General features: G+C 59.5%; 23 protein-coding genes. 12 read left to right on the forward strand and 11 right to left on the reverse strand.

The genetic code is table 11. The features are described 5' to 3' along the window. Positions 1-35: 35 nt before the first annotated feature. Positions 36-2,282, forward strand: coding sequence for a 1,4-alpha-glucan branching protein GlgB (gene glgB / locus ACFSYH_RS03945; protein WP_377465258.1), 2,247 nt, complete (start codon positions 36-38; stop codon positions 2,280-2,282). A 240-nt stretch (positions 2,283-2,522) separates the two neighbouring features. Here glgB and ACFSYH_RS03950 read toward each other — a convergent pair whose 3' ends face one another. The 3 genes from ACFSYH_RS03950 to ACFSYH_RS03960 all read right to left on the reverse strand — a co-directional run bounded on the left by ACFSYH_RS03950 (position 2,523) and on the right by ACFSYH_RS03960 (position 6,399). Next, entirely contained in the window at positions 2,523-3,455 is a 933-nt protein-coding gene (locus tag ACFSYH_RS03950) for a co-chaperone YbbN (RefSeq protein ID WP_377465259.1), read from the reverse strand. A 98-nt stretch (positions 3,456-3,553) separates the two neighbouring features. After that, positions 3,554-4,567, reverse strand: a complete 1,014-nt coding sequence (locus ACFSYH_RS03955) for a hypothetical protein (protein ID WP_377465260.1) — start codon at positions 4,565-4,567, stop codon at positions 3,554-3,556. A gap of 2 nt (positions 4,568-4,569) precedes the next feature. Then, positions 4,570-6,399, reverse strand: coding sequence for a hypothetical protein (locus ACFSYH_RS03960; protein ID WP_377465261.1), 1,830 nt, complete (start codon positions 6,397-6,399; stop codon positions 4,570-4,572). Positions 6,400-6,731: 332 nt separating this feature from the next. On the opposite strand from ACFSYH_RS03960, the gene ACFSYH_RS03965 reads away from it, so the two are divergent. Together ACFSYH_RS03965 and ACFSYH_RS03970 are read left to right on the forward strand one after the other, a co-directional pair. Further along, on the forward strand, positions 6,732-9,137 hold the full coding sequence (locus tag ACFSYH_RS03965) for a DivIVA domain-containing protein (RefSeq protein ID WP_377465263.1): 2,406 nt from the start codon (positions 6,732-6,734) through the stop codon (positions 9,135-9,137). Between the two features lie 12 nt (positions 9,138-9,149). Continuing rightward, positions 9,150-9,650, forward strand: coding sequence for a hypothetical protein (locus ACFSYH_RS03970; protein WP_377465265.1), 501 nt, complete (start codon positions 9,150-9,152; stop codon positions 9,648-9,650). A gap of 14 nt (positions 9,651-9,664) precedes the next feature. Here ACFSYH_RS03970 and ACFSYH_RS03975 read toward each other — a convergent pair whose 3' ends face one another. Continuing rightward, positions 9,665-10,465: an alpha/beta fold hydrolase gene (locus ACFSYH_RS03975; protein ID WP_377465266.1), complete on the reverse strand. Its 801-nt coding sequence runs from the start codon at positions 10,463-10,465 to the stop codon at positions 9,665-9,667. A gap of 3 nt (positions 10,466-10,468) precedes the next feature. Next, complete coding sequence (locus tag ACFSYH_RS03980; RefSeq protein ID WP_377465267.1) at positions 10,469-10,759, reverse strand: hypothetical protein; 291 nt, start codon at positions 10,757-10,759, stop codon at positions 10,469-10,471. Between the two features lie 283 nt (positions 10,760-11,042). On the opposite strand from ACFSYH_RS03980, the gene ACFSYH_RS03985 reads away from it, so the two are divergent. Together ACFSYH_RS03985 and ACFSYH_RS03990 are read left to right on the forward strand one after the other, a co-directional pair. After that, the gene (locus ACFSYH_RS03985; RefSeq protein ID WP_377465269.1) at positions 11,043-11,987 is read left to right on the forward strand and encodes an FKBP-type peptidyl-prolyl cis-trans isomerase; all 945 of its coding nucleotides are present in this window, start codon (positions 11,043-11,045) and stop codon (positions 11,985-11,987) included. A gap of 503 nt (positions 11,988-12,490) precedes the next feature. Continuing rightward, entirely contained in the window at positions 12,491-13,000 is a 510-nt protein-coding gene (locus ACFSYH_RS03990; RefSeq protein WP_377465270.1) for a phosphoribosyltransferase, read from the forward strand. A 151-nt stretch (positions 13,001-13,151) separates the two neighbouring features. Here the strand turns inward: ACFSYH_RS03990 and ACFSYH_RS03995 are convergent, their stop codons facing one another. Together ACFSYH_RS03995 and ACFSYH_RS04000 are read right to left on the reverse strand one after the other, a co-directional pair. After that, positions 13,152-13,313, reverse strand: a complete 162-nt coding sequence (locus ACFSYH_RS03995; protein ID WP_377465272.1) for a hypothetical protein — start codon at positions 13,311-13,313, stop codon at positions 13,152-13,154. 151 nt (positions 13,314-13,464) lie between these two features. Next, the gene (locus ACFSYH_RS04000; protein WP_377465273.1) at positions 13,465-13,692 is read right to left on the reverse strand and encodes a hypothetical protein; all 228 of its coding nucleotides are present in this window, start codon (positions 13,690-13,692) and stop codon (positions 13,465-13,467) included. 119 nt (positions 13,693-13,811) lie between these two features. Between ACFSYH_RS04000 and ACFSYH_RS04005 the strand changes: the two genes are divergently transcribed. The 7 genes from ACFSYH_RS04005 (at position 13,812) to ACFSYH_RS04035 (ending at position 20,573) form a co-directional block, all read left to right on the forward strand. Then, the gene (locus tag ACFSYH_RS04005) at positions 13,812-14,411 is read left to right on the forward strand and encodes a SprT-like domain-containing protein (protein ID WP_377465274.1); all 600 of its coding nucleotides are present in this window, start codon (positions 13,812-13,814) and stop codon (positions 14,409-14,411) included. Between the two features lie 131 nt (positions 14,412-14,542). Further along, a complete protein-coding gene (locus tag ACFSYH_RS04010) occupies positions 14,543-16,072 on the forward strand; it encodes an MFS transporter (RefSeq protein ID WP_377465275.1) in 1,530 nt (509 codons plus the stop codon). Continuing rightward, on the forward strand, positions 16,062-16,706 hold the full coding sequence (locus ACFSYH_RS04015; RefSeq protein ID WP_377465276.1) for a TetR/AcrR family transcriptional regulator: 645 nt from the start codon (positions 16,062-16,064) through the stop codon (positions 16,704-16,706). The genes ACFSYH_RS04010 and ACFSYH_RS04015 overlap by 11 nt, the downstream gene beginning before the upstream one ends. 241 nt (positions 16,707-16,947) lie before the next feature. After that, complete coding sequence (locus tag ACFSYH_RS04020; RefSeq protein ID WP_377465277.1) at positions 16,948-17,580, forward strand: hypothetical protein; 633 nt, start codon at positions 16,948-16,950, stop codon at positions 17,578-17,580. 163 nt (positions 17,581-17,743) lie between these two features. Beyond that, positions 17,744-18,280: a helix-turn-helix transcriptional regulator gene (locus tag ACFSYH_RS04025; protein WP_377465278.1), complete on the forward strand. Its 537-nt coding sequence runs from the start codon at positions 17,744-17,746 to the stop codon at positions 18,278-18,280. Next, entirely contained in the window at positions 18,273-19,577 is a 1,305-nt protein-coding gene (locus ACFSYH_RS04030; RefSeq protein ID WP_377465279.1) for a HipA domain-containing protein, read from the forward strand. Before ACFSYH_RS04025 ends, ACFSYH_RS04030 begins: the two co-directional genes overlap by 8 nt. Positions 19,578-19,745: 168 nt before the next feature. Then, on the forward strand, positions 19,746-20,573 hold the full coding sequence (locus tag ACFSYH_RS04035; protein ID WP_377465280.1) for an alpha/beta fold hydrolase: 828 nt from the start codon (positions 19,746-19,748) through the stop codon (positions 20,571-20,573). A 389-nt stretch (positions 20,574-20,962) separates the two neighbouring features. Here ACFSYH_RS04035 and ACFSYH_RS04040 read toward each other — a convergent pair whose 3' ends face one another. The 4 genes from ACFSYH_RS04040 to ACFSYH_RS04055 all read right to left on the reverse strand — a co-directional run bounded on the left by ACFSYH_RS04040 (position 20,963) and on the right by ACFSYH_RS04055 (position 23,703). After that, positions 20,963-21,535, reverse strand: coding sequence for a PIN domain-containing protein (locus ACFSYH_RS04040; protein WP_377465282.1), 573 nt, complete (start codon positions 21,533-21,535; stop codon positions 20,963-20,965). Between the two features lie 3 nt (positions 21,536-21,538). Further along, positions 21,539-22,045: a helix-turn-helix domain-containing protein gene (locus ACFSYH_RS04045; RefSeq protein ID WP_377465283.1), complete on the reverse strand. Its 507-nt coding sequence runs from the start codon at positions 22,043-22,045 to the stop codon at positions 21,539-21,541. A gap of 330 nt (positions 22,046-22,375) precedes the next feature. Then, positions 22,376-22,750, reverse strand: a complete 375-nt coding sequence (locus ACFSYH_RS04050) for a PH domain-containing protein (protein ID WP_377465284.1) — start codon at positions 22,748-22,750, stop codon at positions 22,376-22,378. Positions 22,751-23,364: 614 nt separating this feature from the next. Continuing rightward, the gene (locus tag ACFSYH_RS04055; protein WP_377465286.1) at positions 23,365-23,703 is read right to left on the reverse strand and encodes a hypothetical protein; all 339 of its coding nucleotides are present in this window, start codon (positions 23,701-23,703) and stop codon (positions 23,365-23,367) included. Positions 23,704-23,705: the final 2 nt, after the last annotated feature.

The raw sequence follows: 23,705 nt of genomic DNA on the forward strand, positions 1-23,705 counted from the left end.
GCGCCACATCGTCCCCCGAGGAACAAGGCACAAAGATGAGCAAGGATGAGGTCGGGACCCCCACACCCGCCAAGCAGGTACCACCGTCACGAGCAGCAGTCGACGGAGCGTTATTGACTCACATCGCTCACGGACTGCACCACGATCCACACAGCGTCCTCGGAGCTCACCTTCTCCCGCCACGCTCAGGCTCCACCCCACAGTGGGTGTCGGTGCGAGTGCAACGCCCTCTGGCGGACAAAGTCGAGTTGATCTTGGCCGATTCCAGCAGGGTAGAACTCGTGCAGGAGTTCGAGGGCGTCTGGGTTACCGTAATCCCCGCACCTCACGGCGACATACCTGACTATCAGGTGGCCGCAACCTACGGGGGGCACACCTCAACCTCCGCAGATGGCTATCGGTTCCTGCCCACACTCGGTGAACTCGATATTCATCTCATCCGCGAGGGACGCCACGAACAACTGTGGACCGTGCTCGGCGCAAACACCAAGACATATGAGACCTCTCTTGGAACCGTGCACGGAACCGCATTCGCGGTGTGGGCGCCAAGCGCTCGCTGCGTACGCGTGATCGGAGATTTCAACGGCTGGGATGGACGCGCCCACGCGATGCGATCCCTTGGCGAGTCCGGGATCTGGGAGTTGTTCATCCCGAACATCGGCCCAGGAACGGCCTACAAGTTCGAGATCCAGGCGGAAGACGGCGAGTGGCTCCGCAAGGCCGACCCCATGGCCCGCCGCACCGAGGTTCCACCGGCAACCGCCTCGATCGTCACGGAAGCCACCCATGAGTGGACCGATACCGCGTGGATGGCCACGCGTGCCGTATCCGATCCACACCCAAAACCCATCAGCGTGTACGAGGTGCATCTCGGCTCGTGGCGGCAGGGCCTGTCCTACCGTGAGGCGGCGACCGAACTCGTGGAATACGTGCGGGAACTTGGATTCACGCACGTTGAGTTCATGCCGCTCGCCGAGCACCCGTTTGGTGGTTCGTGGGGCTATCAGGTCACGTCCTACTATGCGCCAACCGCACGGTTTGGGGACCCCAACGACCTGAAATACCTGATCGATGCATTCCACAACGCTGGTATCGGCGTCATTCTCGACTGGGTACCAGCCCACTTCCCCAAGGACGAGTGGGCGCTTGCCCGCTTTGACGGCAGTGCACTGTACGAGCATCCAGACCCGATGCTCGGGGAACACCCCGACTGGGGCACCTACATCTTCAACTTCGGTCGTAACGAGGTCCGCAACTTCCTTGTGGCCAACGCCAGTTACTGGTTCGAGGAGTTCCACATCGATGCCCTACGCGTGGATGCGGTGGCCTCAATGCTGTACCTCGACTACTCGCGCAATGATGGACAGTGGCGTCCCAACAAGCACGGTGGCCGCGAGAACCTCGAAGCCATCGCGTTCCTACAGGAAACCAACGCAACCGCCTACCGCCGATCCCCTGGCGTGCTCATGATTGCCGAGGAATCCACGGCATTCCCAGGGGTCACTGCCCCGACCTCGGGCGGCGGGCTCGGGTTCGGCCTCAAATGGAACATGGGCTGGATGAACGACACCCTGCGGTACATCGAAGAAGAGGCGATCAACCGCCGCTACCACCACGACGTGCTCACCAACACGATCAACTACGCCTTCTCAGAGCAGTACGTCCTCCCCCTCTCCCACGACGAGGTCGTCCACGGCAAGGGTTCCATCTTTGGCAAGATGCCCGGTGATGAATGGCAGAAGTTCGCCTCTGTGCGCTCGCTCTACGCCTACCAGTGGGCTCACCCGGGCAAGCAGTTGCTGTTCATGGGGTCGGAGTTCGCGCAGCGCGGCGAGTGGCGTGAGGGCGGCAGCCTCGAATGGGGTTCGCTCGACGACCAGAGGCATGCCCAGGTCCAAGCGGTGGTGCGCGACCTGAACGCGCTCTACACCACCACTCCTGCCCTGTGGGAGCGGGATTTCACGCACGAGGGTTTCTCGTGGCTTGAGTTCCGCGACGCAGGCTCCAACACCGTTGCATTCGCCCGCTACGACAACCACGGTTCCCCCATCGTTGTCGTGGCCAACTTTGCCGGGGTCCCACACGAGGACTATCGTGTGCCCTTCCCCAAGGGTGGGCTGTGGCGTGAAGTGCTCAACACCGACGATTTGGCCTACGGTGGGTCCGGGGTCACGAACCGCGGCGAGTTCGCGGTGCAGGACATCTCGTGGGGCTACGCCTCCTACAGCGCGGCACTCCGCGTCCCGCCGTTTGGGGTCGCATACTTCGCACCGGTTCAGTAGTCCCTGTGACACCTCGGATTGACGACGAGGCGGTGGCTCCCAGCATGATGCTGGGAGCCACCGCCTCACGCGTGTATCAGGTGGATGAGTGGCTTGCGGTCACCTCTCGACTCAGCCATCTCGTCGGCAATCACTCACACGGGTCTACACCGGCCAAGGTGCGGAAAACTAACTTGTATGGGCACATCATCTGTGTATGCGGTGAAGCAAACCCCACACGCTCAACGTCACCGGGCTGGACTAGTACAGCGCGCTGGCTAGTGCGCGGCGTGCAGGTCCAACACGCGGGTCTTCGTTGCCGAGGATCTCAAAATAGTCGATCAGGCGTTTGCGTAAGACCTCACGCTCATCGCCGAAATTCTCTCGGATCAAGCCGATCAACAGGTCGAAGGCGTTCTGGGCGTCCCCTTCGAGCACTGCAAAGTCGGCCACCAAAAGCTGGGCCTCAATGCTGTCGGCAGTTGCGGCAGCGGAAGCTTGGGCCTCCTGGCGCGAACTGGTTGAGGTGCGCTGCAGTAGACCCGCCTGGGCAAGACCCGCAGTTGCAAGCGTGTCCCGTGGGTCCTCCCGAAACGCCTGGGCATACGCGGCAATCGCATCGTCGTAGTTGCCCGCCTCGATCGCGTCGTAGGCTTTCTGATGCAGCGGTGGCAGCGGTTCCTCGTCGGGCTCCGGAGCCTGCGGCACCTGCCCCTGCACGGCAATCCGGCCCGTCACACCGTTGGCTTCCGCGGCTGCAAGGAACTGCTCAACCACCTGCTGGATGGCCTGGGCGTCATGGTTTCCAGCGAACAGCGGCACGGGCTGACCATTGATAAGACCCACCGTGGTCGGATAGTCAGGCACCTGGAACGCCTGCGCGATCTGTGGGTACTGTTCCACATCGGCACGAGCATGCAGGAATCGGCCCTCATACAGGGTCGCCAACGAGTCCATCGTGGTCACAAGCTGGGCGCTCTCAGCATCAGTGGGAACCCATAGAACGACAACGACCGGTGCCTGCGCGGATTGCTCAACAACCGAGGAAAAACTCTCAAGGTCGAGGTCAACTGTGAAACCACCCGGTGCGGGTGCACCGCCCGGTGTTCCAGGTTCCGGCACGGTTGGGCGGTTCAGACTCGACAGGTCGACCGCACCCCGAACGTTGTTCAACACGTTTGCTGCATCGTTCATTGTTTCTCCTGCTTCACTCTAGACCTAGCGGGTCCAAACCCAACGGGCGAGCCCATGCTCTCCCTGGGCTTGGCGTCCAAGACAAGGCTGTTGGTCCATCAGTCGGGAATCGATGCGCCAGTGGTGCGCATTAGGCGACCGATGTTGCGAGGTTGTTCGTCGGTGTTGTCCTTGGCGGGGATATACACTGCGACAACCGCGCTGCGCTTGACCGTCAACTCGTTCTTCGCCTCCGCGTCCTTCTTCAAGAATGCCTTTTCAAGGGCCGATGGTGTCACAACGGCACCGTCCTCGCCCTTCAACGTTCCAGACGTTTCGATTGTTCCGACAACAAGCGCGCCACCATCGAGGGTACGCAGGGCCTTCCAGTCCTCGCCCACCTTGAAGGTCTCCGTATAGCTGCCCTCGATCTGCTCAGCCGCTTCCTTGAGGTAGGTCCGCCGCTCCGCGATCGCGGTGTAGAACGTGTCCTTCTCAAGGTCGAACTTTTCCTTGTTCGCCTTGGTGCCTGCCTTGAGGAGTGCCGCATAGTTCTCGAGTGCCTCGGTTGGCGTGACCTGAAGCCCCTCCTCCCTGTCCGTGACCAGAGTGGTTCCGGCATCGGAGGAAGGGAACATCGGAACGGTCGTGCCTGGGAAAAGCGTCAAATAGGCCCACAGCTTGTAGTCGTCGCGAGCCGAGTCCTGGGTGTAGACCAGTAGGCGCTCCGGCTCAAGGTTCTGCGGGCGGTCTGATACCGCAAACATTGTGCGCGGCCAAGTGGACGTTGTGGTCAGGAACATCGACTGCAAAGTGCTCGGCAACTCGGTGATGGCCTTGTCGTCGTCCTGCGACTTCGCAATCTTGTACTCGGCTTTGCGTATCTTCAGAGCAGGGCCGGTAACTCGGGTATCGAGGTCTTCGGGTTCCTTCGCCTCATCCGCCACGGTGAGCACCTCACCGGTGGCCGCCGCGATATCGGCGCCCTGTACCTCGGTGAGCACGGGTGTTTCGATCTCAACTGGCGGGGCGCCTGGAACAGGGAGTTCAGGCGTGCATCCAGCCAGTAGCGCTGCGCTCAGCGCAACGGCGGTCAAGGAAAACGTACGATTCACGTGTGAGGTGGTGGTCATCTTCACTTCTCCCCTTCCGTTGGACGTGCTTCGTTTTCTCGGTTCGGAGCCGGCACTGGCCAGTCTTCTTCCGCTGAGAGTCGTTCTGCCTCTGCACGATACGAGGAGTACAGTGCCCGGCGAGTGGCAGGTGCCTCGGAACGGTGTGCGGTTGGAGCGTTGCTCGATGCTGCTGAACGGGCGCTGAACACCTCGGCTGCAGAATGACTGGAGGCAGTCGTCTGTGCAGACGGTGCGCTGCCGTGGCGTGGGCGACGAGTTGGGGTATCGGTTCCCTCTTCACCGCCCCACCATGAAGCTGGCTGACGCACATCGCGTTCAGTTCCTACAACGGGTGGCACGGGAGGTTTTGGTTCCTGTGCTCCGGCAGATCTGTCCACCAGCTGGGGAGCCACGCCTTGGCGCTGTGGGCTTGCTGGTGTGACTGCAGCGTTGTTGTTCACGGTGGCTCCCCGTGGATACGCCGACTCAGTGCGCTGTTGCGCCGGGTTCAGTGCCGCCTGGGAGTCCTGCCCAGGGTTGGCACCGGGGCTTGGGTAGGACAGGTTGCGCTGTGCGTGTCCGGTTGCCCGGTCGACCGCAGGTCCGGAGTTTGCGTAGGAGGGACTACGATGCTCGATCGCCGTCTGTGGTTGGACCGGGTTCACGTTCTGCTCCTGCTCCGTGGGAGCACTCGGTTCTCCGGTGGCCCCGACTCCCCATGCGGCACGCCAGTTGGAGGCAGTCGCCCGTGACTGTGGTGCGGCGGGCTGGGCACCAGTCGCGTTGTTTGCCTGTGCGGCAGCCGCTGGGTTCGGTGCTGGGAGTGTGGTTGGTGAGGAGTTGCGCGCAGCCTGGGCCTGGTGCATCTCGCGCAATTGGCGACGAGTCAGCCCGAGTTTCTGCAACTCACCCGTGTTGAGGTCAGGTTCTGCGGCAAGTACGCGGGCAACGGTTGCAGCCGATGCAACACTCGGAGCCGATTCAGAGGATTCCTCGGCGTTGGAGGCACGACCACCGGATGACGCGCTCGCGAGTGGCTTGATCGGTGGAACGGGTGATGCGGGCGCAAAGGTCGTGTTTACAGCGGTGGCCGTGCCCACAGGCTGAGGAGCAGACACGGAGGTCCCGGTCCATGCCCCTGCCACGGCCTCCGTGGCCTCCTCGGCGGTGTCCGTCAGGGAGGACCTCTCCTTCCTCTTCGGACCGCGACGTAGGGTGACCAGCAGGAGCGCGACACCCAGTAGGGAGATCACGACGCCGGCCACGATGGCCGGTACCAGGAGCGGAGCGGTCACGTCACGGGTCCATTGCGCCTGAATGGTTGGAGCACCGGAGTCTGCGGACGTGGACACCGCGAGAAGGCTCACATTGTCATCGATGTTCTCAAGGGTGATTGTCTGGGTTCCCGAACCGGAAGCATAGGAAATCCACATGTCCGATTGGGTTTGCTCGAGGCTATTGGGGCGCTCTGCATCCGATTCATCAGTCGCATCCGCGTCCTCGTCAGGTGAGGTGGTGTTTGAGTCTTCGGGCGTTTCATCCGTGTCTAGCGGAGTCTCACCTGCAGCGATCTTCTGGGCGGTCAGCGTTTCCCAGTCCGTCAAGCCGGTAACCGCGTAGTGGTCGTGGCCGGCAAGCCACCCCTCGACATCGACTGTGCGGCCAAGGATCAGGGCCATCTCTGAATCGCCCGGCGCGGTTGCGTTGATTGTGACGTTGTTGTCCACCAGCGCCAGCACGGGTGCATGAACCACAACGTATGGCGAGTCCGCCATAGGTCCGGTCGTCAAAGACACCTGCGAGTCGGGTTTGAACAGGGTTGCGGAGGCTATTCCTCCCGCAACAACCACGACCCCTAAGCAAATAAGAATGAAAGAAACTATCTTCTGAACCACACTTCGCCCCTTCGAAAGACCACTCAAGCCTAACGTGCAAACGATACATATATCGAAGCCTGCGACCTTTTACACATCCCACGCGAAGACCCTTCACCATATATACGCGAACCAAAAACCAGATAGGCTATAGGGTGGGTTGAACATCGAGCAGGGTGGGAGCCACTACCCGCGCCGATGAAGCATGAGCCCAAGATATTTCAGATCTGACCTATAGGTCGCGGCGATTCGCGACCACCAACTCAGTTGGCCGGTGCATCGGTCAACGACCAACCGGAGGAAGTCCCGTGTCTGAAGACCGCCCAACGTTTCCCGTTGTCATGCGTGGATACGACCGCTCCCAGGTAGATGGTCGAATCCGAGCGCTTCAAAGCAGCATTACCGAAGCGCAGGGCTCCCTGAACACGCTTGCGGCAGAACGTGACACGCTCAGACAGCAGATTGAGGCGCTCCAGCGGCAACTTGAAGAAACGGAACGCCCGTCATATTCGGGACTTGGTTCACGCATTGAACAGCTCATGCGCTCCGCTGAGGAACAGTCCACCGATGTCATTGCGGCGGCTGAGGCCCACTGCGCCGATATTACCCGCCGAGCGGAACTGGCAGCCTCACAACTTCGTTCCCGGGCAGAGTCCGAGGCCGCAGAACTGCTGACCTCCGCTCGCCGCGAGGCGGAGGAAATTCGCACCGCAGCTCAGAACGTTGCCGAAACCACGATGGTTTCCGCGGAACGTCGTGCGGAGGAACTTGTTGGGTCTGCTGAACGCGAGGCAGCACGTATCTCCACTGCGATCGCAACCGAGGAAACGGAACGTCGCACAACACTCGAACGCGAGTTGGGCACTCTGCGGGCCACCACTGAGCGTGAGGTCACCGAACTGCGTGTAGCCGCTGAGAACGAAATCGAGGAGATGCGTGCGGCTGCGGTTGAGGAAACCACCAAGCTGCGCGAAGAAACCGAGATCTACGTCTCTGATCTCCGCTCGACCGCAGAGGCCGAGACCACCTCGCTACGTCACCGCACGGACTCGGAGACCGCAGCGCTGCGGTCCGAGACCGAGACCTATGCCGCCAATCTCCGCGCAACAACTGAACGTGAGACCTCTGATCTGCGTCAGCGCACCGAATCTGGCGCAGCGGCTCTTCGTGCAGAGGTGGCAAAGGAGGTCGACGAGCGTCGCACCGCCCTCGAACGTGAACTCGCTGAGTTCCGCACCACCACCGAGAACGAGATTCACGAGTTGCGTACAGCCGCAAACCTCGAGTTGGACAACCTGCGCCGTCAGGTTGCCCAGGAGGTGAACGAACTCAAGGTGAACTCCGAACGCGATGCCGCGCAACTCACCGAATCTGCGACTCTGGACGCAAACCACCTGCGCGAGAGCGCGGACCGTGAGACTCGCGAGGCGCGTGAACTGGCAGAGCGCGAGACCAAGGAACTACGCGAGCGCACCGAACGCGAGGTCGCGGAGCTCAAGGAAGCCAACCGCATCGAGATCGAAGGACTGCTCTCCGATGCCAAGCGCCAGGCGGCAGAACTCGTCACCAACGCACGCACCGAGTCGACCGCGATGCTGGATGACGCACGCAAGTCTTTGGCACAGGCTGAACTCGACATCGCTCAGCGGCATGAGAAAGCTCAGTTCGCCGACACCGAGTTGCACTCGCGCACCAAGGCTGAGACTGACAGGTTGATTTCCGACTCGGAGAAGCATGCGGCCGAGGCCGAGCAACGGGCCGCGGACGCTCTGGCGAAGTTCGAGCAGATCCGCCGTGACTCCGACGCTTATGCTCGTGAGACCACGGACAACGCGCGTCAACAGGCTGAACAGATCCTGCAGGATGCACGCGAACGTGCTGAGGAGATCACCGCTACGACACAGACGACCACCGCGCACATGGTATCCACCGCGAAGCGTCAGGTAGATGACCTCAACGCACAGCGTGAGTCGATCACGACCTACCTCGATGAGTTGCGTTCAATCCTCGCCTCGGAAACGATTCCAAACGAGGCGACTCTCCAGCGTGTCGCAGAGGTCGAAGAGAACTTCGTGGCCGCTGAGGAGCGCCGGGAGGCGGACTTCTCGGCATCTGAGGAGCAGGCGACTGATGATGACGGCGTAGCAATCCTCGATGAGGCACCGCCCGCACCCGATACCGTGACCTTCGTGGCTGCCGAGTTTGCGGTTGTGAGCGACGCTGAATCTGACTTCAACGACTCGACCTCTGCGGTCTCCCCTGTTTCCGCGTCATCGACTGGCACGGCTGTCAGTGCTTCGGCCGGTTCGCCATCCGCGTCATCGGTCGCCAGTGCGGGCTCGGCTCCAAGTGCCCAGTCGGTGCCGAGCGCCGACTCTGTCTCGAGCCCGTCCTCAGCAGCGACCCCTGCGATCTCCGCGCCATCGGCCCTCAGCGCGCCATCAGCGCAGCCAAGCGAGGCAGTGGCAGCGCAGGACGCCCCAACCGAGGTCATTGAGATCGTGTCCGAGGACGAGACTGAGCGCACCTTGACTCTCGATGAGATTGAGGCGGCAGAGGATGCTGCGCTTGAGGAGGAGATCTTGGCTGAGGAGGCCGAGGCCGCCGCAGCTCAGCAGGCCCCACGCAAGACCACCTCTGGCCGTCCAGCGCCACTCTCCGCAGCTCCAGGATTCAAACTCCCTCACGCCACGGCCGATGAGGATGAGGCATAGGCCCAACCTGGAATGAATGCGCACGACGAGAACTCGGTGGGGTCAGCCAGGCACGCCAATGCCGAACTGCCCCCACCGGTCACGGTTGATTCCCCACCGCAGTCTTGGCGGGAACAGAAGTCACTCAACGCCCGGCATTTGGCTGACGAGTTGGAGCGCCGTCAAAGGCGCGAATCCGAGCAGGCAGCAGCGATGCTCCGCGAGTTCGTGGCGCAGGCAACGGCCAAGGGCATTGAGCCTGTTCGACTCCACGCGCGCGGTTACAACGGCTCCACCCGGTACAAGACCAACGTGACCGGGTGGTACCTCAAGCAGAACGAGACCGTCGCGGTTGACGTTGACGCCAACTTTTATGTGCTCTCGGTCCAGGGTGGGCTTGTAGCCCGCTTCACTGGCACGACCATTGCGCCAAGCGACCCGCCTCTCGTACTCGGATTGGGTGGCCGCGATGGCGAATCACTCGATATGAGCGAAGCCGTCGATCGGATTCTCAATCCCGAGAACTATCGCTAGCCGTCGCCTACGGTTCAGCGGGCGGTGAACTTCGCGCGTAGGAAACCATTGATCTCTGCTGCGACAAGGGCAGGTTGCTCAACCGGCGACATGTGTCCAGCCTCGGGGATCACCATGAAAGCATCCGTGGCCAAGAGTTCAGCGACCTCACGCATCACGTCCACGCTCGTGATCTGGTCCTCCTGCCCCACGATGACAAGGGCTGGCTTACCCCACTCGCGCAGTGTGTCAGCCGTGTCGGGGCGGCCAGCCATAGCGCGTTGACTCCACGCGATACCTGTTCCCGTCTGAGATTCGATCACAGAGCGCTGAAACTCCACGAGTTCTGGCCGCCGCTGGACGCTCGCCTCGCACAGCGTGTCCTTGGCCATCCCCAACACGGCGTGAGCGGCGCCGGAAGCCTCCGACTCGTCGGCAATCCGCAGCCGGTTGGCCCGCGCCTCGGGAGTATCTGCGCCCGAGCGGGTGTCAAGCAGAATCACGCCATCGAGCAGTTCGCCGTAATCCCGCATCGCCGCCTGAACCACGTAACCACCCATCGAGAGCCCGGCAAAAACCACTGGAGCCCCGGGAACGACACGACCTTCGAGCGCTTCCCGCACAGCCCACGCAGAGGCCGCCATCGTTGGCGGCTCCGGCAGGATGGTGGCTGAGCCACCCAATCCCGGCAGGTCCACGCCGAGTACTCGCCACGATGCGTCAACGAGCGAAGCCGTCGAGTCCCACATTCGTCGATCCACGGGGAAGCCGTGCAGCAACACGAGTGTTCCGGCTCCGGTGCCTGCGTGATAGTCGGTTACGGACAGTGAAGACATGCTCTACTCCTGAATCGTCCAGCAGCGCGTGTGCCAGTGGCGGCGCTCTGCAAGGGCAGCGTCCTGTCCGAACAGCGAGTCGTTCGCCCAGGCCACCACGTGCGCTAGCCCCGGAGCAATTGAATGATTGCAGCCAGGGCAGATGTACGTCTTATCGGAGGACCGAATGTTTTGCACGGTCCAGTCCTCGCCTCGTCGCGTCACCGTGCGTCGACCACCGGTTGCAACCTGCATGTTAAGTTCTCGGTGCTCGGTGGAATACGGGCGTTTACTTGATCGACGTGACGAAGGCATACCTCTATTTTGCCCCTGCCGCGGCGCTCAAGGCGACACGAACCGCTGTGGAGTAATGACAACCCAGGCTTCGTCGCGCATGGGTTGAAATGCACAGTCCGTTTCCAGAAATGAGGTATAGGCTTGAACAGGTTTCGCCACCCATACGGCCAACCTCACTTGCTGGGACGTGCATCAACAGGGTGGCGCGCAGTATCTACGTTGATGTGAACGCGTGCATTCGTTTGCAGCGCTATCACTCAATCACCGCTTGTTCAAAGGAAAATCCGTGAAACTTCGCTCCATGCGCGCTCTTACTGCCGTCACCGTTGTCGCGGCGCTCGTACTCACCGGCTGCTCCGGGGAATCGACCCCGGAGGAATCCCCGTCCACGACGACTTCAGAAGAGGTTACGAGCACCACCGCTGAGGACGCCAAGATCCTTGAGGGTATTACCTACTCTGCTGCAAACGCAGGTGAGGCACCAACCGATGTCAAGATTGAGGGCGACTTCACCAAGCTCTCGGCTCCAGCCGCTCGCGAGATCAGCCCTGGTACGGGTGAAACAGTTGAGGATGGCGATCTGGTGAGCGTCCACATCGTGTCCTACTCCGCAGCAGGCGAGACGACGCAGTCCACATATGACGACGGTGCTCCCACCACGATTCCAAACTCCGCAGCAAGTGGACTCGTATCCCAACTACTGGATGTGTTGACGAACCAGAAGATTGGCGCTCGCCTAGCGTTCGCAGCTCCCAGCCAGGAGGAGGACGTGGACCCGAACATCATGGTGATGGAGATCGTTGACTCTGTACGACCATGGGCCACCGGTGAGCCACAAGAGGTCACCGATGCCTCCCTGCCAACCGTGACCCTTGACGACTCAGGTCAACCATCGATCGAGATCCCAGATGGTTTCGAGGCCACGGATGACACCCAGACCATCGTGCTGAAGCAGGGCGATGGCGCAGAGGTGAAGGAAACCGACTACCTGCACGCGCAGTACTCTGGCTGGAACCTTCAGGGTGAGCGGTTTGACTCATCCTGGGAACGTGGCGCTGCAACCGCCTTCTCGCTACAGCAGGTCATCCAGGGTTGGACAAAGGGACTTGCAGGACAGAAACTCGGCTCCCAGGTCATGCTGATCATCCCGGCTGAGCAGGCGTACGGAGCAGGTGAGGGCAACAACGAAAGTGGCCAGCCTCTCGGCGACCTGATCTTCGTTGTGGATCTGCTCGCGGTCAACTGATCTTGCGACCACGCGCGTAACGCCTACGTGTGTCGATTGAACCCAATTGCGGGGCGCTGGTGAGAACCAGCGCCCCGCAATCGTATGCCCACTCGATATGTGAACGAGCTGCACGCAAGCCAACTGTGCGCTCGGTGACAGCCGTTTCGTCGGCAACCGGTCGCACCTTGGCCCACCCTGCGCCCCGCCCGCCCCGGAAATCGGACTGACTGAATCCTCGGTGGGATGTTTTTGGTCCGGGTGCCCACATAAAACGCGAGCACCCGGACCAAAAATGCCCCACCGACTTGGAAGACATATCAGAGAGACAGCGCGGACTCCCCCTCAGGCAGGTCTGTGGGTTTTGTGGGCGGTATCACGGCACACAGGCCGACGACAGAACCCACAGACCAGTGCTGGTAACGACCTACACGATGGTTTGCCGAACTATCTCACACTGTGATTCTTTGCCCGTAGTGCCCGTCGCACTGACAGCGCCACGGCCCAGAACCTATTGTTGATTCATGGCAGAGATTATGACTGAGAATGGCATCCGCGAGGTCCTCTCGTGGGATGAGTTCGGGGATGCAGCACGCGAGATTGCGCAGCAGGTTGTCGATTCCGGATTTGTTCCCGACGTGGTCGTTGCGATTGCCCGTGGCGGGCTGATTCCCGGCGGCGCGGTAGCGTACGCGCTCGGCACCAAGGGCGTGGGAACAATGAACATCGAGTTCTACACGGATATTGGCGAGACCCTCTCGGACCCTCGTATCCTGCCGCCTTTGATGGACACTCGCGAACTTCCCGGTCAGAAGGTCCTTGTGGTCGATGATGTGGCGGACTCGGGCCGCACCCTCGCACTCGTTATGGATATCCTTGCCCGCCAGGGTTCGGATGCCCGCTCCGCAGTGCTGTACACGAAACCTCGGTCAATTATCGTGCCGGACTACTCGTGGAAGGCCACGGATGAGTGGATCACCTTCCCATGGTCCGCTCTTCCTCCGATCGGTTCGGATCATTCAATTGACGCATGATCGTTAAATTATCCTGGCAAATTGCTCTATAACGGCAATATAACGCCCGATACAATTTGTTAGTTTAGTTTCTTTTCTCTAATCGACGGATAATGTTTCGTGTCGCACTGGCATTGATCGACATAAGCCACTATCCTCTATTTAGGAAAACCTAGGAATTTGCCTTGAGCAGTTCGTAGAGATCCAGGTAGGACCAATCCCGTTCATCGAGGGTACGGTGGTCGGTCCATGCGTAGTGGCGTGAGCGCCGCTGAAGTGGTTGCGCTGCCTGAACCTCACCTCCCCACGGTGAGAGCGCGACTACACGCGACATAGCGATGGCCCGCAGCCTTTGTTGCTGCGGGCCATGTGCTTTACACGTTAGGTGCCAGCGGCAAAAACGTGTGGATGGAGGGCCTGCGTATCGCGGATGCCTTGCCGAACTGTGAATGCTAGGATCGCCGCGAAAAGCCGGATTACGCTCTCTAGCGCCGCTCTTGCAGGCCAGAGTCCTCACGCCCAAGGGTGGCACGCTGTTCGTTTTGAGTTTTCTTCCATGCGACCACACCAGTGGCGATCGCGATAATCGCGAAGAAGACGACCAGAATCCACTGGGAGAAAACCGCATTAAATACCGCCATGAGAGCAGTGACAATTGCGGTGTACTTAAATATCTGGGTCAGATTTGCGTCGTTGTGCCTCGGTTGCGTCACAGCGGCTTCCTTTCATCGGGCCTGCGCCACATCCTAGCAAGCCTGCCGTCACAGGATTGGGCTCATGGCAGCCGCCACATCTAGAGTGGATGAGTTCGCCACACCCGTGAGGAGATCGATTGTCCAACCTGTACTCCGTTGAGCATTACGTCCAGCACGCCCTGGAACTGCTGCGATCTCACGGCATACCTGGAAATTGGCAGGTGATTTTTGTACCGGGAATGGGCCAAAGGCTGGGTACCTGCAATTCCTCACGTCGCGTCATCCGAATCTCGCAAGCGCACTTTGAGGGCAGCCCTCACGAACAGATACTCGACACCGTACGCCACGAGGTTGCCCACGCAATCGTGCATCATCTCCATGGGAGCGGCGTTAAGCCACACGGGCCGGAGTGGAAGGCCGTGGCACTGCGTTTAGGCGCGACGCCGCGCGCAAGCGTGCCACCCACCCCTCAGCAGAAGGCAGCACGCACTGCCGCACGAGAGATCATTCGAGCCTCAGGTCGCGCTCCCAAGCGCCAGAGACGTCCGTCGTTCTACGCTCCATCGCTGGGGCGAGTGATCCAGGCTGGAGACCTGATGACCTATGGTCCCCACACTTACCGAGTCTTGGAGACCAAGCGCACTCGATTCACTGGAACCCGTCTCGACAACGATCGCACCTATTCAATTCCAGCCGCACTGTTAACCAAAGCAGCACTGACCCCCGCACCAAACTAGCAGCGCCACCAGCGGAAAGGCCGCTGGAAGACGGGAATCGTCGGCAATCCAAACTGCGGTGGGACAGATCACCCAACAAAACAGACCATTTGGTCTGTTAAACAGTCCGTTTGGTCTATAAGATGTTTCGCATGCAAGAAATCCTGACCCCAACCCACACGCCCGCCACAGCGGGCAAGCGAGAATGGCTCGCACTTTCGATCCTTATCCTGGCAGTCACCCTGCTCGCGATCGACGGGACCGTGCTGTACATGGCCGTGCCATCCCTGATCGCAGACCTATCCCCCACCGCAACGCAACTGCTGTGGATCGGTGACATCTACTCGTTCGTGCTTGCAGGCCTGCTCATCACGATGGGTAACGTGGCGGACAAATACGGCCGTAAGAAGATCCTGCTGCTCGGAAGCGCCGCGTTCGGTCTCGCATCGCTGCTTGCCGCCTTCGCAACCACGCCAGCAATGCTCATCGCCGCTCGCGCACTCCTCGGCCTCGCAGGGGCGACCATCATGCCGTCAACGCTGTCGATCATTCGCAACCTCTTCCACGATCCAATACAGCGCACCCGCGCAATCGCGATCTGGTCTGCGGGCGCAACCGCCGGTGGCGCACTTGGACCACTCGTCGGCGGCGCGCTACTGGAACGCTTCTGGTGGGGATCGGTGTTCGTCATCAACATTCCGATCATGCTGATCATCCTGATCGGCGGCTTCTTCCTCCTACCGGAATCGCGCAACCCGTCCGGCCAGCGCATCGACCTGCTGTCTTCGATGCTGTCGATCGCGATGATCGTGCCAGTCGTGTACTCGATTAAAGGCATCGTCTCCAGCTCCCATATCGCCACGATTATGGGCGGCCTGGTGATTGGTGCCATTGCCGCCGTGCTGTTCGTGCGCCGTCAACGGAACCTTGCCGTGCCGATGATCGACATCTCCCTGTTCAAGATTCCCTCCTTCCTCGGCGCGGTGCTCTCGAACACGATCGCGATCTTCGCGTTCATCGGCCTGCTCTACTTCTTCTCGCAGTACCTGCAGATCGTGCGCGGATACAGCCCCTTCACGGCAGGGTTGGCTGAGCTGCCATCGACCATCGCCTCGATTCTCGCGATGCTCGTCATCGGTTTCGCTTTACGACGATTCGGTCGCGGCCGCGCCATCGGGCTCGGCCTGGGTCTCGGTGCGGTTGCGCTCGTGACGCTGGCCGCCACCGAACAGGTCCCGTCCTATTGGGGACTGGGAATCGCCCTTGCACTCATGGGCCTCGGGATCGGCGTGGCCTCCGCCCTGTCAACGGATGCGGTAGTCGCTGCGGCGCCGCGCGAACGTGCAGGAGCCGCGTCCTCCATCGCTGAGACAGCCTACGAACTTGGCGTCGCCCTGGGCATCGCCGTCCTCGGTTCGATCCAGACCGCACTGTACCGTGCGTCCCTGGAACTACCCACAGGGACTCCCGAGGGCGATCGGGTATGGCTCGAAGAGTCGCTTGCGAGTGCCCTCAGCCACATCGACTCGCCGCAATTGCTCGATCTTGCAAAGGAGGCCTTCGCTCACGGCATGGTGCTGACCGCACTCATCGCTGCCGGGCTATTGTTCATTGCAGCAGTCATTGCGTGGCGGATCATCCCGTCCGGTCCAGAAACCATGGAGCACACTCATGAACACTGATATCCCGGAGGAAGCGAACACCAGTGCCAAGCGGGCCAGATTAGCAAAGCACGGGAGCGAGCAGCGGTCCATGCAAGATGGCGAGAGGATATCTGGACGGGACAAAGAACGCACTCGGGCTGCAATCCTCGAGGCCGCGGAGACACTGTTCCTACAGCGTGGAAGCTCCGTGTCCATCGCGGAGATAGCCCGCACAGCAGGGGTGTCCAAGAGCGGACTCCTCCATCATTTTCCCTCCAAGGAACGACTCATCGAGGATCTGATCGAGAACGCCCTCGAACAGTACACCCAGGTGATCCACGCGCACCTCGATCTCTCGGAGAACCGCCCAGGAAAGATGTTACGCGCCTACGTTCGGGCACTGACAAGCGGGAAGAACCGGGCCACGACGCTTCTGTCGCACTCGGGCCTGCTCGCAAAGATGGACCATACGGACCGGACCATGGAACTAGCCGAGCGTGACGCTCAGCGCTGGCGAGAGGTCTTCGCGGCGGATGGCATTCCGCTGGGAAAAATGGCCGTTGTGCGCGGCGCTGCCGAATCGTTCGCAGTCGATGCCGAGTCCCCCTGGCTGACCGAGGAGGAATGGAAAGCCGGGCGGGAGTACCTGCTCTCGCTTGCCGAGCCGGACTGAGTTCTGATTCTTCGAGTTCTTTCCGCCGCTTCCAGCCAGATGGTGATTTTCCGTGGTCAGGACCGTACTGGCCTAATCGTCGCCAATCAGATGAATGATGAGTTGTCTGCAATGTGACCAGCAAGGATATTGATTTCTACTATTTGGTAGAGTTAGATCTACAAAATAGTAGAATCTATATCTACTGTTTGGTAGAATTTATCCTTGACTTGGTCTTTTATGCCGAATGCGAGGCTTGCAGATGCTGGATAACGTTGTCGTGCTTCGTGCCCTCGTAGACCAGGCCCTGGACGGCAAGAACTCCTGGCAGAACGCTGCAGAGTTGGCGCACTGCGCGCAGGTCGGCGAGAAGAACACCTACAAGGCACTGCAACACCCAACAGCCATCGGCGCCATACGTCGTCACCCGCGTGGTGGATTCGATGTAACGGATACCGAGCGACTACTCATGCTGTTTGCCGCTCGCCGCACCCTCAAGGAAGCAAAGATCACGAGTTTCCACAAAGCACTAAGCGTTTTGAAAGATGCACCCGTCTATGCGATCGGTGGTAGCCGGGCCGCCGCCTTCCACCTCACCGGTTCCGAGGCCCCGACAGAGCACGCCATGGCGATCCTCTATGTACCTGAAGGCTACAACCTGAAAAGCCTTCCGACAAGCACAAACACCCGTGTTTCGGGTTCTCATAACGCACTGATCATCACCTCAAAACCACGCGATTTCGAGGCTTGGCGCAACGGATACACCAGCAAGGCTCAAACATTCTCGGACCTCTTCGCCCAACCCAGTCCGCAGGCTCGTGCATTCCAGCATGCACTGTGGAACGAATGGTTCAACTCCACTGCACCCATCGAACCTCCACGGACCACTAAGTAACCTGCGGCTTTGAAGCGGTTCGGCATCACCGCAACCTCCATGTTAAAAATTTCTAACATCGGGCGAATGTTTCATTTATAGAACATTGATGCTATGTTATAGATATTTGACATAACAACGATGTCAACATTTTCGAACATTGCCCAGGGAGGTGAGGTAAGAAATGAGGATTCAGACACCAGCCGACCTCGCCCGGACTGTGAAAACTCAGCGACAAGCACAAGACCTCACTCAACAGGAAGTCGCAGACGCCGTCGGCATCACACGACAGTCACTAGCTCGGATTGAACGCGGTCACGGCGGGACATCATTCGACACTATCCTGCGTATCCTCGAAAAATTAGGGGTTCAACTCGAAGCAACTCCGCAAGAAAGCAGAGGCACCATTACTGCGGCGTCAGGCCACAATAGTGACACTCTTCGCGAGGTGGCAGATGCTCTCCGTCCGCTCAACCGCGCATCGATCGCCCCTCACATCGACACCTCCAAGCTTGTGCCCAGCGTAAACCTCAGGGTAGGCGATCTGACCCGTCAGCTTCGCGAACTAGCAGAGTTCGATACAACTGTGATCAGCGGGAAGACAACACGTCGAGCCCTCCTCGACTCCGTAATCGAAGCCAGCGATCCAGATCGAATCGATTCTGTTTCCGGCCGCAAGGATCATTCCGAGGAGAAGTCAGGTGAGATAGCCAATGACTAACGCACTCGACGTCTACCTGTACGGCGGTCACGTTGCAACGATTTCACGGAAGGGTGAGAACCTGCAGTTGCGCTACCTGCCGGACTACGTCGCGAGCGAACAACCCGTACCAATCTCGGTGCAACTCCCCGTCGTTGCCGGCGTGTCTTCCAGTGAAACAATCAAACGCTTCCTTGAAAACCTCCTCCCCGACCGACCCGACGTCAAAGCGCGCTGGGCCAAGGAAGCCAAACTCAGCAATGACAGCGCTTTTGATCTGCTCTCCATATATGGTGCAGATGTTGCCGGTGCACTCGAATTCTACCCAGCAGGCTCAACACCGCGGACAGGGACTGACCTGCGCCCGGTAGACGAGTTCGCAATCGCTGCCCGCATCCGTCAGATTCGGACCGACGACTCTGATTGGCTTGAACGCTACGCAGTCGAAGAAGGGTTCTCGCTCGGCGGAGCACAAGGAAAATTTGCTCTCACGTGGCTAGAGGATCAGTGGTTCGAACCAACAGGGCAGCACCCATCCACGCACATCTTCAAACCGGGAGTTCACACACTCGACGGTTCAGACATCACAGAGCACATCACCATGCAGGTGGCCCGCAAGCTGGGGTTATCTGTAGCAAATACGGAAATCGGCTTATTTGCCGGTGAACATGTGCTCATCGTTGAACGCTTTGACCGTCTTCTTGTGAATGGCAACTATGTGCGGCTGCACCAAGAAGACCTCGCGCAAGCCACCGGCACCTCATACCTCAATAAGTACGAGCGAGACGCAGGCCCCAACTACCGTCGCATCTTCGAAGTTTTTGACCGTAGTCTGGCACCTACCCAGGCTCAACTAGCGAAGCAGCGCTTCGCGCAGTGCCTTGTCTTCTCGTGGATTATCGGGCACAACGATGGCCACTCCAAGAACTACTCACTCACCCATACCCCCGAGTACTCTTCTCTGTCCCCGTTCTACGACCTCAATACCGCCCTCCCGTTCGAACTGCCCGAACTGGTTCGGGCAAAGGACTATCACGCCTACGACGGAGTAAAACTTGCCTTCACAGTGGATGACGCAACCACAATCGGCGAATTCGGGACTCAGAGCCTTCGCGCCCTAGAACGAGACGCCAACCTCTCCCCCGGCGAGCTTGACGATTTTGCGTTCCATATTGCATTGAACCTACAGACCTGTGTGAATAGCACCATTGACGCTCTCCCGGAAGCGCTTCAGTCGATCCAAGCAGTACAACTATTTCCGTACGCGACCTACACCCAAACACTGCGGGTACGAGACCTGCTCAGTTCGAGGCTGTAAATACACGCGCTCAGCGCGTGCCCGACTGCCGCCCCACCCAACCCGGGTGTTGCTGACCCACTGCCCTGCTCGTCGGAAATTTATCTGTTGCGCCTGCGCCCACCCTTCCCTAACGTCGTTTACACACAGCGAGAGCAACCGCTCTCGCCCAAACGAAGGGGACGCCGCATGTCATACATCACCGTCGGCCAAGAGAACTCAACACCCATCGAGCTCTATTACGAGGATCACGGAAGCGGACAAGCAGTGCTGCTCATTCACGGTTACCCGCTCGACGGCAGTTCATGGGAGCGCCAGACTCGGGAACTGATCGACCTCGGCTACCGTGTCATCACCTACGACCGCCGCGGATTTGGCCGCTCAAGCAAAGTCACCACGGGGTACGACTACGACACGTTCGCTTCAGACCTGAAGATCGTGCTCGAGACCCTCGACCTCAACAACGTGATACTCGTGGGGTTCTCAATGGGTACGGGAGAACTTGCCCGATACACAGCAAAGTACGGATCTGACCGCGTTGCGAAGTACGCGTTCCTTGGCTCACTCGAACCAGGAATGCTCGGCCAAGGACAGCCGCAGGAACAATTCGACGACATCGCAGCCACCGCCAAAGCCGACCGGTTTGCCTGGTTCACCAACTTCTTCAAGGACTTCTATAACCTGGACGAGAACCTCGGCTCACGCATCAGCCAAGAGGTTGTCACCGCAAACTGGAACACGGCCGTTCTCAGCGCGCCGGTTGCAGCCTACGCGGTGGTTCCAACGTGGATTGAGGACTTTACGGCAGACGTCGCCGCCGTGCGCGTCAGCGGAAAGCCCGCACTCATCGTGCACGGAACCGCAGACAATATCCTGCCCATCGACGCGACTGGCCGCCCGTTTCATGAAGCGTTCCCAGAAGCGGAGTACGTCGAGATCGACGGTGCACCGCACGGCATGCTGTGGACGCACGCCGACGAAGTGAACGCTGCGTTGCTGCCTTTTATCCTGAAATAGGTTAGTTGGTGCTGGCGCGCTGACGCTCAGAGCGTTCTGGGTGGCGGGATCGCAATGTCGAGCACATCGGGAATCTCGTTTGTCAGATCGTAGTGCGCTAGCGTCGTGATCAAGCACATGGTCGTTTCAGGCCGACGCGTGACCGCTTCTGGTTGATCCCAATCGGCTGCGGGTGCATCGGCCGGTATGTAATTGCCCCACGCGCTGCGGTAACCCTCATAGTTCCGCTAATCTACATGCCCCAGAACAGCGAGAGGGGCCAACATCGTGACTAAGCCCGCGAGCGTACGTGCCGCTTCGTACACGCTTCTTATTGCCGACGCTCCCCCACCTTCACTCCGCACCTCACCTCGGGCGGTCCCCGCCCCACTTAGAACTCTTAGGTCCCTTCAGTCAGATCGCGCAATCTGTTCACGAATTTTCTCAGCGAAACGTGGCGCACCGCTACGGCTGAGTCGCTCAAGGAGCACCTGAACATCGACTGGTGGGTTGATCATCGCGGCTGATTGTTCCTCGATGACGCCGAGAGCAGCATCGGGTGCTAGGTCGAATTGATCAAGCAAGAATTCATCAAGTTTCAGTGCAATCAAACCTAGTGGCTCAAGCACTTCTGCCGGAAAATCATCAGTATTCTCGGTGACGATTGCATCAGCACGACCTACGAGCGCGGCAGCAACGACATGTCGATCATTTTCATCCGGTAAGCGAATGCTCGCTACTAATGGCTCCCACCCAGTAACCATCGCATCTTCAAACGAAAGACTCATCGAGCGGAAGCGACTTCGGAACCTATTAGAGTCGATGTCTGGGTGTATCCGCCCAAGCGCGCGTTGCGCCTCGTCAAATACCTCTTCAGACCAGAGCGGCCGGAAAGCTCCGGCACCAGCCATCCGGAGGAGAGTGTCACAGGTGGTGATTGGGACAAGAACACACGCATCAAGGAACGCTGCGAATCGGGCCATTGTTCAGTTTTTCCGAGCCTCCGCGAGAACTTCTTTATACGTGTCTGCGTCAACGTCGTAAAGACCGTCTTCTACGGCTTGGCGGGTCATCTCGTCAAGCCGGCTTCGGCGTTCAGCGTTCTTCCGCTCGCGGTAAGCAAGAACGTCATGCAATCGAAGTCGCCGATGACGCGAGTCTCCAAGTCGTTCAAATGCCAGTTCATGTTCATCGAGCAACCGGATGAGGGTATTACGGCTCACGCCGAGCAGATCAGCAGCTTGTTGGGTGGTGAGCCGCCGATCAACTGGCTCGATACTCACGGACGCTCCTCGTTCCATCGCGGAAACAACTTGGCGCAACACTTCATAAGCTTGCATTGGAAGCGGAATCTGCTCACCGTCAGGACCTAGTAACAGCGCTGGTGATTCGTGGTTCTCTAGGAAACGAGCAAGTTCCAGCATCTCGCGGAGGTCCTGCGGCGGCTCCACGAGGTGGGATACGTTTTGTGGGCGTGCAACAGTTGAAGCCATGCCCTCATTATCATCAAATTCATTCAAATCGTCCACAACGTCCAAAACGTGCAGTCTAGAATCCCGTCCTTTGGCCAATTTATTGGCCCCATTGCGAGCGCCGGTCTCGCCTCAGGCAGCCCTCACCACAAACAACCGCCTCAAAGCTCACGCACCCGTGCCACACCTCGTTCCGTGCCGTCCAGCACGCCCCTTATTGCCGACGACCACCCCACCTCCGCCCCACACCTCACCCCGGGTAGACGGCGAGTCCCGCGCGCTACGGGCCAATTGTTTCCGCGAAAGCTACTCCTGAGCCCGCTACCTTTAGCAGAACTACACAGCAGAACCTCAGTGCGACCCAAGCACAGCCCACGCGATCAGGCTATCGATGCGGCGCACGTCAGCACCCTTTCCAAGTCTGACCTTGATGTGCCCCGCGCGCGTCCATAGTTCGATCTCCGCATCGCGATCAAGAATCCCTCCCGCGTTCTCTGAGGACCACATGTTTATCGCACTGTATGGGAGCGAGTAAATCTCAACTTTCTTTCCGGTGATCCCTTGTGCATCACGTACGATCAGTCGCTTCGTGGTGAATGTTGCAGAATCCCTGAATGTCTTGAATGCAGCTACCGCTTGCTCTCCCTGGACGAGCAGATGCGCAATGTCATTCGGGATTGGAATTTCGTTCTGTAATGTCCACGCAAGAATTGGGGCGGTTTCCATGAGTAGTCTCCTCTGATATTTGGGGGGGGGTTACCTCTGTCGATATCATGTCACCTCAATGAGCTGGATACTACCCGTGAGGCTCAGGGCGCTTGGCTTGCTCCCACCGTCCACCACCCCTGAAAGCTGTAGGGGCTACCAGCAAGCAGCCTGCCCCTGTTTTCGACGACCTCCCACCTTCAACCCGCACTTCACCCGGGCGGTTGCCATGAAACCCGCACGGAAGTTGTCGGACCACCCTCATGTCTCGAACGCTGTCATATCTCTGGCCTACATGCCGTCCCGTAAGCTCGCACGCGTCATCGCTCAGCCCGGGTCGCTGAGCCGTTTCGAGAGGTTCGCTCGCAGAGCCTCAACATAGCGGCGGGCCGTAACCCAAGACTCAGTCACTGCTCTACAGATAGTTGCGCGGTCGCCTCACCGTTGGTGAACATCGAGTTGAGTGCGGCAGCCAGGTCGCTACCTCGCACGGCCCGCTGTCCGCGTCCGTGCAGCCGCGGCATTCCGCCCCGTCAAGCCAAAGAACTGACGCGCCTTCCGGCACGTCCCCATTGCCGACGATCACCTCACCGCCACCCCACACCTCACCCGGGCGGACGGCAAGCCCCAGCGCGCTAAGCGCCAAACACTTCGCGACCTTCAACTTTCCAGATGCGCTCATACTCTTGAGCAACCAGCGGCCAAACTTCACGGATCCCATCTTCAAGTGAGTTCACTGTTGAGGTTTCAGTGCCGAATAGCACAAACTCATGCGGAATAGGTCGACCGGATCGGTCTTTGCGTCCTTCTGGATCGAGGAAGCGCAATACAACTCGATCAGATGCACGCTCGAAGTATTCACCGGAGCCAGATGCGCTCGAGAACGAACGCTCGTACTCGCGGAGCGGATCATCAAACCCGCCGTTACGGACGAAGCGAAATCCCCAAGAGTACCCTCGAGTAGCCCAAATCATGT

It is taken from the genome of Populibacterium corticicola, assembly GCF_042683685.1.
In the GTDB taxonomy this organism is placed as follows: domain Bacteria; phylum Actinomycetota; class Actinomycetes; order Actinomycetales; family Cellulomonadaceae; genus Timonella; species Timonella corticicola.